The organism is Paenibacillus sp. FSL R5-0407 (assembly GCF_038009185.1).
GTDB lineage: Bacteria > Bacillota > Bacilli > Paenibacillales > Paenibacillaceae > Fontibacillus > Fontibacillus vini.
Genome location: NZ_JBBPAX010000001.1, coordinates 2,764,571 through 2,777,715 on the forward strand (window position 1 = coordinate 2,764,571; position 13,145 = coordinate 2,777,715).

Consider the following 13,145-nt stretch of genomic DNA (forward strand, 5'->3'; position numbering starts at 1 on the left):
CCCTTCGTCATAGCATACCTATCCCGTTTGCCCTGCACAGGTGCAGAGCCTTTGAGCACTATTCAATTAGCCGCGCAAAGTGGAAAAACGGAATTTAATATTAATCACGAGGAACCCTCCGTTCGCTTAAGATAGTTCTACTGTAACATAAAGCGTTGCTCATGACAATTTGAGTCCATGAAATTTATGGCAGAGAAGGAGCCCGGCTAGAGGCTAGCCTAGAACTCCTCCGTACTCCGGCAGATGAAATAATCGAAGTCCGCCGCTTTCTTTTCCCCGCTCAAGTCTTGCACGCATAGCCCGACAAATGCACCCGTAAAGCCCCAATCCGTAAAGAAGCCATCCGTCATCCGGGTCGCATATTCATCCGATAAATGCCCGAATTGAAGCGGGCCGCCGACCAGAGTCCAGTTCTCCCGGTCCGGGGAAGCTAAGAACTGCACCTCGTCTCCTTCAATCCGAACCTTCAGGAAGCACTGGTCCCAATCCTCCACGGAAAGCTCTTCGGACAAGGCCTCATCATAAGCTCCGTTATCGCCGACCAGCACATTCAGCGTTTTTCCTAGCTGCTCATCCCGGCTGATCCGCAGATAATAGTAGTTCTTGCTGTTGTAATAGCAAATTAGTCCGGCCATTTGCTGGAAATGCTCCGGCTCGAATTCGACCGCCGTCTCCGCTTCGAACGAAAAATGCTGAATCCGTTTGGCAACAAGACTTTGGCTAAAGTGAGAGTTCAGCGATTGTCTGCCGTAGAGACGAAGGTATCCCTGGCGTTCCGTCAGGCTCAGCCAGGAAGCATCGGCAGGCTCCCGCAAAGTGGAGTAATCAGCGCTTAAGGACGGCTCATCAAAATGATCGCAATCCGCTGGTATGGAAACCGGAGCGGCAGGCAGATCAGGAGCCTGTACCTCTAATTGCGGACGCTGTCCGTTTACAGGTCGAATCCATCCGTCTTCGGTCCATTCGCATTTCTGGATCGCCGTCTCTCTTCCTAGCGGGGATTGCTGCAGCCCAGGGAGCGGCCTAGAGCACAAGTGAACCAAATACCATTCCCCGTTTTGTGTCTCTACGAGACTGCCATGACCGGCCTTTTGCAGGGGCAAGCTCAGGTCGCCGTGGGACGACAGGATCGGATTCCCCGGATCTACTTCATACGGCCCGTTCAAGGAGCGCGACCGCGCTACGGTCACGGCATGCTCGTAACCTGTTCCTCCCTCGGCAGTCATCAGGTAATACCATCCGTTTCTTTTATAAATATGCGGCCCTTCCGTACACCCAAGGTCAGTCCCCTTGAAAATCACCTCTTTGGGGCCGATCAGCTTCCCTTCCGATTCCGAATATTCCTGCAGCACAATACCGTGGAACGGATTACGATTCTTCCGGTGGTCCCAGATCAGATTGACAAGCCATTTGCGACCGTCGTCATCATGGAACAGAGACGGATCGAAGCCGCTGCTGTTCAGATAAACGGGATCCGACCACGGACCGCGAATATCGGTCGCCGTCGTTAAATAATTCGGCGTATCCTTAAATGCACCGGCCAGGCTTTTAACATCGGTATAGATTAGATAAAATACACCTTCATGATAACTGAGACAAGGAGCCCAGATCCCGCCGGAATTCGGATTGCCTCTCATATCAAGCAGGCGGCGCTCGTCAAGCGGATGTCCGATCAGCTCCCAATGGACCAGATCCTTAGAGTGATGAATCTGTACCCCGGGGAACCACTCGAATGTTGATGTGGCAATATAATAATCGTCTTCAACGCGTAAGATCGACGGATCGGGATTAAACCCTTTCAGAATCGGATTTTGAATAGTTGTCATGGCGATTGCCCTCCTGTTTGCGCATATTGTTCTATAAGTTTCACCGTGCCGGTCGTTATTCCCTTTTTAAAGCTATAAATACAACAAAAAGATATGAAGCGTGAAGAGTGCAAAGACAGCTCTAATCGTAGCATATTCGGTCCCGTAAGCCGCATCACGCATGGATGTCTCGTTCTAATTGACCCGGCCCGGTCTTTATTGTATTTTGGACATAACTAATCAGGACAGGACGATTCTTTCTATGAATATTTTCGACATTGCTAGAATAGCCGGCGTCTCCCGGAAAACAGTTCAACGTGTGCTGAACAACTCCGCCAGCGTCAGCCCAAAAACCCGCGAGAAAGTGCTCGGGGTCATGGAAGAATACCATTATGAACCGAACTCGGCCGCCCGCAAGCTTTCCTCCAAAAGAACGCATACGATCGGCTTGTTTATTATTCAGGATAAAAGCAACTATACCTTATACTCGGATGACATGTACTACGGGGCCGCGATCGGGGCCGTTATCAGCCATTGCTTTGAGCGTGGTTATAATACACTGGTGACGATTCTGGATGTCTCGGATACTTCGGCTCTATTCAGCCAATACAAGCAGAAGAACATTGATGGCGGGATTGTCATCAGCTGGTCGAATGTTCAGAAGCTTATGGAGCAAATCAAAGAAGCAGGCTTTGAAATCTGCGTGTTTGACCCCAACAATGCTCCGGACGGGGGCTTGTCCGTTCCTGCACCAAAGATTGACAATCGAAAGGCCACTTATAAAGCTATTGAATATTTGGCTGCACTGGGTCATACGAATATTGGAATGGTTACGGGACTGCTGAATAATCCGTCGGGTCTGGAACGCTACGAGGGGTTTATGGAAGCGATGCAGACTCGGAAGCTGCCCGTTTCCCAAGACCGTATTTTCCATGGCGACTTTACTGAACAAAGCGGGAAGGCCGCCGTTGAACAGTGGATTTCTGAAGGCACCTTGCCCACCGCAGTATTCTGCTCAAACGACCTTACGGCGATCGGAGCCATGAAGGCTTTGGCCGCTCATAAACTGAGCGTCCCTGACGACATTTCTGTCATTGGCTTTGATGATTTGTTAATCTCGCAGTATCTTCATCCAGCTCTAACAACACTGCGTGTTCCGCGTGTGGATATGGCCGTATCGTTAGTGAATCAATTAATATCCGTACTGGAGGAAGACGGCAATGCGGCTGAGGAAACCCTCTTTGAAGCGGAGCTTATTGTAAGAGATTCATGCAGCGCTACGAAAATAGCCGGCAAATTTTCGTAGCCGCTATGCATTGACACTCAAGTAGCAGAATACTATATTATATTTATCTTTGTCCCATGTGAGACAAAATTAATGTAAGCGAATTCATGGGAAAGGAGTAAAGCTGGTTCAAGGCATTGAATTAGTATGCGCAGTATAGGACACGAGCTACTAAAATCTAAGAGGGAGATGCAGAATATGAGGAATCGTTTGGTCCGCAAAAGTACATCCCTGGCATTGTCTCTGCTCATTGTGACGAGTGCGGTATCCGGAGTAAGCTCCGCCCAGTTCGCAAGCGGGCAGACTTCGGCAGTTGGGGTGCAGCAGCAATTTAACGATTTGTCCAAGAATCACTGGGCAGCCAATTCTATTGCCCGTTGGATGAATCATGACATCATTCAGGGGTACGGAGATGGGACCGTTCGTCCGAATGCTCCAATCACAAGAGCAGAATTTACAGTCATTATGAACAAGGTGTTTGGCTTGACTCAGAAGTTGAACCAGTTCATCTCAGATGTCCCAGCTGGGACATGGTATGAAGCCGACATTTCCAAAGCGGTTCAAGCCGGATATATCAAGCTGAATGCTGCGGGAAAATCAAACCCTCATGCTCCCCTCAGCCGGGCCGAAGCCGCTTTTGCACTGGATAAACTGTTCAGCTTCAGCCAAATGGGCACAGATTCATTGGATACCGCGCATTTCAGCGATTTGACGGGCATGAATGCCGAAATGCTGGAGGCCGTTAATGCGCTCGCGGCTGCCGGATACTTGGAAGGATATTCCGATTCGAGCTTCAAACCGCAAGGAACGATGACTAGAGCGGAACTCATGACATTAATAGATCGTGTTATAACAGGTTATTTCGACAAGAAAGCGACGTTGTCCGAGGGCACGGTGAAAGGCAATGCACTGATAAATAAGGCCGATATTACGTTGAAGGATACCGTGATCGAAGGCAACCTGTATTTAACTGCCGGAATTGGGGATGGCACGGCTGTACTTCAAAACGTTGTAGTCAAAGGAACAAGCTTTGTACCCGACAGCAATGCGGGAATTCAATTTAACGGCAGCTTCAAGCAAATCGTTGCCGTTCCGACAGGCAATCATCAGCCTACCATCACGATTTCGGGGACTGTGGAGGAACTGAAGCTGGACGGAAACGCCAAAATTATTTTGGCGGAGGGCGCGGTAATAAAGAAATTGACTGTTGGTGAGCATGCCGGCAAAGCAGTTATCGAAGGGAAAGGCAAAGTGGAGACGATTACGAACAAGTCGGACGGTTTGACGATGAACGGAAGCAAGGTTCCGAAAAGTACGGGCAGTACTTCCGGCAGCGGAACCGTGAATAATGGCGGCAGTACGCCGGGCAGCGGTTCGCCAGGAAACAATAATGGCGGCGGCACCCCAGGAGGTAACAACGGCAATCCGAATCAAGATTGGACGCTGACCTTTGCCAATGAGTTCAACGATCCTTCCGATTTGCAGAATTGGACCGCTGAGATCGGCACCGGCAACGGCGGCTGGGGCAATAACGAGCAGCAATATTATAAAGCGGAGAATGCGACTGTGGAGAACGGCCATTTGGTCATTACCGCGAAAAAAGAGGAAGTCGAGGACAGCCAATATACTTCCGCCCGGCTTGTGACCAGAGATAAGTTCTCCCAGACTTACGGCAAGTTCGAAGCCCGGATCAAGCTTCCGGGAGGCACCGGGTTCTGGCCGGCATTCTGGATGATGCCGCAGGACAGCACTTACGGAACCTGGGCTTCGTCAGGCGAAATCGACATCATGGAGAGTCGGGGGCGTTTACCTGAAATAGGGATCGGCACTCTCCATTATGGCGGGGAAGCACCTAATAACGTGTATACCGGCCAGGAATACCCGCTTCCCAACAACGGGACGGCAACGGACTTCCACACCTATGCCATAGAATGGGAACCCGGGGAAATCCGGTGGTATATTGACGGCATTCTTCTTCAAACCCAGAACGACTGGTACAGCATAAGTAAAAACCAAGCGGCGAATAATGCCTATCCGGCTCCGTTTGACCAGGACTTCTACATGATCCTGAACCTGGCTCTTGGCGGAAACTTTGATGGCGGCAGACCGATCGACGAAAGCTTGCTCCCGGGCAAAATGTATGTGGATTACGTTCGAGCTTATAAGTTGACCGGACGGCCGTATCGGGAACCTGTTCCTCCTGTAATCGCAAAAGAGCCTATTCCCGCAGATGCGCAAGCTCCTTTAGCGGACGGAAACCTGCTTTATAACAATAATTTTGATCAAGACGATACAACTAAACCGAATTTGAAATACCTGAATGGCACCGGATCTTCCACAGAGGTTCCGAATACGGACTATTGGTCGCTGTTTGAAGGCGACGGTGGCGCTGGAAGCGTAAATATTGAGAAGATCGGCGAACAAAATTACGCCAAAATCGGCATTAAAAATGCAGGTGTCCAAAACTATTCGGTTCAGCTGCTTAACACGGCATCGCTTGTAAAGGGACATTTCTACAAAGTCTCTTTTGACGCCAAGTCAGATGCAAACCGCAACATGATGGCCAGAATGACAGGCGGAGAAAGCCGCGGATTTGCCGCTTATTCCCCTGCAAATATTTTCGATTTGACCGATCAGATGCAGCGCTTCGAATATCAATTCCAGATGAAGGCGGATACGGATATTGCTGCACGAACGGAATTTAACGTAGGCTTAAACACAAGTCCGGTATGGATCGGCAATGTTCGTGTGGAAGAGATCGATACCATTGCTATCGACGATGATATGCGGAAAGAACCGCTCGACGGCGACGGAAATCGGGTATATAACGGAAGCTTTGATCAAGGGCGTCAGGACCGGATGACGTTCTGGCATGTCGTAACAGCGGACAATACCAACGCAAAGGCATCGGTCAATCCGGCCACTCGTTATCTCGGTGTGAATATACTGAATGCGGGCAACGGCAATGCCAATGACGTAAGTGTACTGCAAAGAGGTATTTTACTTGAGGCGAACCAGACCTATGAATGGACTTTTGACGCTAGCGCTTCTACGCCAAGGGATATTCAAGTTGAGCTGGTGAGTAATGATGGATCTGAAACCTACTTTAGTAAAAAAGTATCCCTGGGCAGTGATGATGTGCATGCAGCAAGCTCGAAACATACTATCGACCTTACGATGACAGGAATAACCGATCCTAATGCAACGTTGGCCTTCCGTTTAGGCGGCGCTGACGGAACGGTCAATCTCGATAACGTCAAGCTCATTCAGACATCAATCGTTTATGATCCGGATACGGTATTCTTCCCCCTAACGAACGGCAGCTTTGATAGCGGGCTTGCGCCTTGGGAAGCGGCTGTTGATACCGGAGGAAGCATGACAGCTTCTCACGAGAACCAGGCTGCAAAGCTGTCGGTAAGCGCCCTTGGGCAAAAGCCGTGGAGCAACATGTTTATGCAAAACAACATGAATTTGACGAAGGGTGCCATCTACGAGCTGTCCTTTGACGCACATTCTACTATAGAGCGCAAAATGGAGATTGATATTGAAGACAGCTCCTATACTCGCTACTTTGATGAAATCGTTGATCTTGGAACATCCCCTCAAAACTACAAGTTTACATTCAAGATGGGTAAAGATGTCTTGGGTAACCTTAAATTTTTCCTGGGGAATCTGGCCGGTCAAACAGTAAGCGGTCCGCATGACGTATTTATCGATAATGTGGTCTTCCAAATTAAAGATGCGCCAAAAATGGAGCGTTCCCCAAGTCTTGTAGCGGACACTACGTATAATGTCGTAGGTCAGCCTATTGAGATTACGTTCCAGGATGATGAGACTTGGCGTAAAAACATTTCTTCCGTTAGTATCAATGGAGCTAAGGTGTCCGAAGATCAATACACTTTTGCAGAAGGCAGAGTCACATTGGATGCGGCATTATTCCCTAATGCGAGCAGCTATAAAATCAGGATTGAAGCGAAAGATTACACTTTTGCCAGTGTGACCCAAAGAGTGATGAATTCCGACGGGAATTTGTTGTTGAACGGCGACTTCTCGAATAGAACGTCGGACTGGGAAGTATGGAGTGATGGAGGCTCATCCCTTGCAGAAAATGCGGGGGCAGCGGTTGTTACCATCCCTTCACTCGGCAGTGGCCAGGGCTGGTCTACTCAGTTTTACCAGGCAGATATTCCTTTGGAGGCAGGTAAAACCTATGAACTGTCCTTTAAGGCGAGCGCAAGTGTGGAAAGACCAATCGTATTAGAGTATTCGAACACGACGTCCATCACGCCTAATCAAGTCAAATTTGCACTCTCAACCACTAGTGCAACATATACTGCCAAGTTCACTGCGACAAAACCGGAAACCCTGAAGCTGAACTTCCTAATTGGAAATGTAACAATGGGTTCGCTGACAACGCCGGACGCACCTCATACGATTACGTTTGACGATCTGTCCATTAAGGAAACGACCGCAACCACGCCGGAAACTCCGGTTTCTCATGAATTCGTAAACGGCGATTTCGGGAATGATCTGAGCGGCTGGCAGATTCATCAGCAGGGCGTCTATGAGCCTTATGCAGGTAAGGCTGATATTTCCGTAGTGGATGGCAAGGCGAAAGTTGACATTACGGAGGTAGGCTGGTTCTGGTGGCATATTCAACTGCATCAGGATAATATCGCATTAAACCAAGGCACCTACAAACTGTCTCTGGATTTAAGCTCGGAGCAAGCCCGCAATATTTATGTTCAGCTCAAAGACTCTGACAATGACCCGATTCAAACATTTTCGGTGGATGAAAATAACAAGACCTATGAAGCCATCATCGAAATTCCAAGTGACGGGATATATCAACTTATCATTGGTCTCGGCAGAAATGGGGAAACAGAAGATCCGATTTTGAATACCCCTTACACAGTCTGGATTGATAACATTTCGTTGGAGCCATACACGAACCCCATCAACTGATATTGAAGTCTCACAAATGCAAACGCACTTGTCCCTTTGGGGGCAAGTGCGTTTTTTCGTCTTAAAAATCAGTCTGTCCTTCATTAATTCTCTTAATGATATCCAGCGGTACCTTAGGTTCTCGGTTCCAGGTCAGCAGGCCGCAGATCTCCGTTTCCGTGTCGGTCAACTGCGTATAGCAGTACCCTTGAACCAGCTTGGATACGACGAATGGATTGATGACATCCACCAGTTGCTGCACAAACTGATCCCCATTCTCCGCCTTGGGCTCTACAACGGGAGCGGCAGATTCAGAGTGGTAGTTCACACCCCCGAACTCGGTACATAGCACCGGCTCTCCTCCATAGGAAAATCCGGGATTGTAAATAAACTTACGGCCTTCCAGCCCCGGCATATCCGTCAGGATATTTTCAATATTGGAGTAACGCTTATGCAGAACTTCCGGGTCTTTGCCATAGTCGTGCACGGTGCACAAATCCGACTTGCAGTGCTCCCAGCCGTCGTTGGAAATCACCAGTCTGGTCGAGTCCACAGATTTGGTAAAATGGTACAAAGACTGGGCATGATGCTGCTGCTTCTCGTTGTAGTAAATATCGGCGACGCCCCAGCTCTCGTTTAAAGGTACCCAGACTACGATGGAAGGATGATTATAATCCCGCTCGATGACTTCCTTCCACTCATCCATCATCCGATGGGCATACTGCTCGCTATATACATATGCGGCCGCCATTTCGCCCCATACTAAAGCCCCCAGCTTGTCGCACCAGTAAAGATATCGCGGATCAGCCACCATCATATGCTTCCGCAGACCGTTAAAGCCCATCGCCTTGCATAGTTCCACGTCCCTGCGAATAGCTTCATCCGTCGGTCCAGTCAGCAAGCTCTGCGGAAAATATCCTTGATCCAGCACAAGCTTCATCTGATAAGGCCGATTATTAAGGCATAGTTTTCCGTTATCGACGGAAATTTTCCGCATTCCGAAATAGCTTTCGATTCGGTCAACAATAACTCCATCCGCCTTTAACTCAAAGGTTACGTCATATAGATTAGGCTTCTCGGGCGACCACCAGCGGCCCATTCCGTGATCATTAAAATCACGCAAGTTTACGCGCCAGGACTCCACGCCAGCAAAAATCCCTCTACACTCTTCCGCAATCTTCTCACCGTTGAATTTAATTGAAGTCACCAGTTCAAGCCGGGCCCGCTCGTTCCAGCCTTCGACGAAGGACTGGATCTCGATTTCGTTGGTATCCAGATGCGGGGTGAAACGCACCTTCTCCAGATGAACTTCTTCAACAAACTCCACCCAGACGGATTGCCAGATTCCCGTCATATTCGTGAACCACATGACCTCGCCTTTTTCTTTCCAGTATTGCTTGCCTCTCGGGATCGTCAGATCCGTCAAGTAATCTTGTGCCATCACGGTAATCACGTTTTGATTACTTTCGATCAGTTCGGTGATATCCATCGAAAAGGAGGAAAAGCCACCGCGATGGTTCCCGGCCCGCTGGCCGTTTACCCAGACCCGGCATTCGTAATCGACCGCCCCGAAATGTAGAATCACCCGTTTTCCGGCGTACGCTTCGGGAATGTCGAACGTTCTTTGATACCAGACCCGGTCATGATTGCTTTTATCTTCAACTCCGCTTAATTCGCTCTGGTAACTGAACGGAACCGTAATTGCAAGCGGGAGCTTGCCGGTGCTTTGATACCACTTTTCTTTTAAACCAAGATTATGGTCATCGAACGCAAAGGACCACGTCCCGTTCAAGCTCTGCCACGAATCCCTTACGAATTGGGGGCGGGGATAATCCGGTCTCACAGCTGTCATAAGTTCTCTTCCTCCTCCCATTCAAACTTACCTTCATTCATCGCCCGAATCGTCTCGAGTGGAATTTTTGGTTCGCGGTTAAAGTCCAGCAACCCGTTGATTTCCTGTTCCACATCCGTTAATTGGGTATAGCAGTATCCCTGGATTAGCGACGAATCCTGCATAGCTTTGATTACGGCATGTACCCGCTTCTTGAAATCCGCCTCATCGGTAGCTCCCGAATAGCCCCAGCCGCTTGTCTCACCTTTTTGGAAGGAAATCCCGCCAAACTCCGTCATCAGGACCGGCTGGCCTTCATATTGATAGCCTTTGACATAGACATCCCGGTTTTGCGGAGCATCTAGCGCGGACTCAATGTGACTGTATTTCTCCACCAGCTTGTCATAATCCCATTGATAATCATGGATCGTGCACAGATCCGATTGAACGTGCTCCCAACCGTCATTGGAAATAACCAGCCGGGTCGTATCCAACGATTTCGTCAAGTGGTACATGGCCATCGCGTGCTGACGCTGCTGATCATCCACCTTAATATTCGGAATCCCCCAGCTTTCATTTAAAGGAACCCATACGATGATCGAAGGACTGTTAAAATCACGGTTCACCGCTTCGATCCATTCCGAAGTAAACTTCTGCACGTAAGCTTCGCTAAAGGCAAAGGCATTGGCAGCCTCACCCCAGACCACGAGTCCCAGTTTGTCGCACCAGTACAAAAAGCGGGGATCTTCAATTTTCTGATGCTTTCTCACGCCGTTAAAGCCCATCAGTTTGGTTAGCTCTACATCCCTTTTCAATAAGTCATCCGAAGGTGCGGTAAGAATGCCTCCCGGAAAATATCCCTGGTCCAGAACCGCTTTCATATAAAAGGGCCGGTTATTCAGGCACAACTTTCCGCTATCGACCGAAACTTTACGCATTCCAAAATAACTGCGTACCACATCGGTCTCAATGCCGTTGACGTAAACCCGATATTCCACATCATATAAATTCGGATGTTCCGGACTCCACCACCGTCCCATGCCATGATCGTTAAAATCATGCAGCTCAATACGGCGTTTTTGTTTGGCGGCGATAATTTTGCACTCTTCATCCGCAACGACTTCGCCTTCAAAAGAAATAAGAGTCCGAACCTTAATATCCGCCTCGTCCGACCAGCCGGCAATCACATATTGAATGCCGATCTCATTGCAATCGATGTCCGGATAATAAAACGCGCCGTTCAAATGAACCGGTTCCACCGCTTCGATCCACACTGACTGCCAGATCCCTGTCGTCGAAGTGTAAAAAATCAATTCGGATTTTTCTTTCCAGAATTGTTTGCCGCGCGGTAAAGTTACGTCTTTGCTGTAATCTCTCGCCTGCAGCGTAATTTCGTTGGAGTCATTCTGACTTAGAAGACTTGTAATATCCGCCGAAAAAGGAGTATGTCCACCTTCATGGGCAACTGCCAGTTGCCCGTTTACCCAAACCCGGGCCGAGTAATCGACGGCTCCAAAATGCAGGATGATCCGCTTTCCTTTCATTTCCCGGGGAATTTCGACTTTTCTTTTATACCAGACTGTATCGTGAAATTCCGGTGTTCCTATGCCGCTTAATTCGCTTTGGTAGCAGAAGGGAACCTGAATCCGCTGTTCCAATGTCTTTTCCCCGTACCATTGTTCATCTAGTCCAATTTGTTCATCGTCGAATTGAAATTGCCATTCGCCATTGAGGCTCATCCATGATGACCGTTCAAATTGGGGACGGGGGTATTCCCCCCGCGAATATATGCTACTCATGGTGTTCTCTCTCCTCACTCAATCAATCAATCAAAGACTCAACCCGACGGCTTTGATTTCTTTTATAAAGTTTTGTTCCATATCATCAAGCGCGGCTTGTGGAGTCAGTTCTCCCCTCAGTACGCCCTGAATCGCGTTTTCCATAATATCGTTCAGCTTGGCAGAGACGAACGGGACGTCAGGATCGACCAAAATCTGAGCTGCCGATAAGGATTCAAGCAACGCCGGATACATTGGACTGGATGCAAGTACTTCTGGACGGTTGTAATTGGAAGTCCGGGTTGGATCCATGGTGTTGTTGATTTTCAACAATTCACCATCCTTGGATGTTACGTATTCAAGAAATTTGTAAGTGGCTTCCGGGTTTTTCGCCGTGTTCGTCATCGCGATCGCCCAGCCGCCCATCGTTGGGGCTCCACCCGGTGTCACACCAAAGCCCACCTTGCCTTTGACCTTCGATTGATCACCCTCAATCGTGCTGTACAGCCCCGGCCATTGCTCCATCATGGCAACCTCGCCGCTTGCGAACAAGGCATTCGCTTCATCCCATCCCAATTGCAGCCATTCGTCCGGCGCGAACTTCTTCAGTTCAAGCATGGTTTGCATCGCTTTCAGCCCCGCTTCATTATTGAAGGCAGGCTTAAAGTTCTCATCTACATCTTTACCGCCGAAAGCGGCCAAACGATTCTGCCAAATCAAGCGGCTGTTCGTTTTGGAAGCCATAGAGCTATAACCGTATTTGGTTGGAGAATCGGGATTGGTTTTTTTCGTGAAAAACTCGGCTACCGACAGGAAATCCTCCACCGTGGTTGGAACCGCTAAATCTTTTCCCGTTCTATCCTTATATTGCTTTTGAATTTTCGGATCTTCGAACAAATCCTTACGGTAGAAAAACAATTGCGAGTCCGGTTTGTAAGGGAAGGCTACCATTCTTCCTTTATAGATACCGTAGCTTTTCCATAGACTCGGAATAAAATCATCGATATCCAGATTCGGACTGGCGACGGAATTGATGAACGGCTGCAGGTCCTGGATAAGACCGCCTTCCGCATAGCCGTGAACATTCGCGACCGGCATCAGTACCGCATCGAAATGATGGCCGGTATTCAAATCCAATTGGATTTTCTCAATATCGTTTCCGGCAGGGAAGCTTTGAATTTCAACGGTAGCCCCCGAGGCCTCTTCAAAATATTTCGCGGCATTTTTCAAGGCGTCCGCAAAATCGCCGGTCCGCGTGGCAACCACGATCTTCTGTCCTTTATACTGGCCGCCCAGCGTACCGCCTCCATTCAAGTCGGTCAATTTGATCCCGAGGACATCCGGAGCCTCTACTTGCGCTTCCTTAAATTCGCCTTGCGGCTCGGCAGCTTTGCCGGAATCGGCACTTTTGGAGCCGCATGCGCTAAGCACGAAGGTTAGAGTCAAAACACACAAAAGCATGATACTGAATTTTTTCTTCATGATATATTCCTCCGAAATCA

Annotated in this window: 6 protein-coding genes; 2 read left to right on the plus strand and 4 right to left on the minus strand. The window is 48.9% G+C overall.

The features are described 5' to 3' along the window. Positions 1-218: 218 nt before the first annotated feature. A complete protein-coding gene (locus NYE70_RS13435; protein WP_290406685.1) occupies positions 219-1,826 on the minus strand; it encodes a glycoside hydrolase family 43 protein in 1,608 nt (535 codons plus the stop codon). A 241-nt stretch (positions 1,827-2,067) separates the two neighbouring features. On the opposite strand from NYE70_RS13435, the gene NYE70_RS13440 reads away from it, so the two are divergent. Together NYE70_RS13440 and NYE70_RS13445 are read left to right on the plus strand one after the other, a co-directional pair. Continuing rightward, positions 2,068-3,111 (plus strand): LacI family DNA-binding transcriptional regulator, encoded by a 1,044-nt coding sequence (locus NYE70_RS13440; protein ID WP_290406686.1) that lies wholly within the window; start codon positions 2,068-2,070, stop codon positions 3,109-3,111. Between the two features lie 177 nt (positions 3,112-3,288). Next, on the plus strand, positions 3,289-8,055 hold the full coding sequence (locus tag NYE70_RS13445) for a carbohydrate binding domain-containing protein (RefSeq protein ID WP_290406687.1): 4,767 nt from the start codon (positions 3,289-3,291) through the stop codon (positions 8,053-8,055). Between the two features lie 61 nt (positions 8,056-8,116). Here the strand turns inward: NYE70_RS13445 and NYE70_RS13450 are convergent, their stop codons facing one another. From NYE70_RS13450 to NYE70_RS13460, 3 genes are read right to left on the minus strand one after another with little or no spacing between them, the layout of a single operon-like run. Continuing rightward, complete coding sequence (locus tag NYE70_RS13450; protein WP_290406688.1) at positions 8,117-9,886, minus strand: glycoside hydrolase family 2 protein; 1,770 nt, start codon at positions 9,884-9,886, stop codon at positions 8,117-8,119. Beyond that, entirely contained in the window at positions 9,883-11,664 is a 1,782-nt protein-coding gene (locus NYE70_RS13455; protein WP_290406689.1) for a glycoside hydrolase family 2 protein, read from the minus strand. Before NYE70_RS13455 ends, NYE70_RS13450 begins: the two co-directional genes overlap by 4 nt. 30 nt (positions 11,665-11,694) lie before the next feature. Further along, positions 11,695-13,125 (minus strand): ABC transporter substrate-binding protein, encoded by a 1,431-nt coding sequence (locus NYE70_RS13460; RefSeq protein ID WP_341046320.1) that lies wholly within the window; start codon positions 13,123-13,125, stop codon positions 11,695-11,697. Positions 13,126-13,145: the final 20 nt, after the last annotated feature.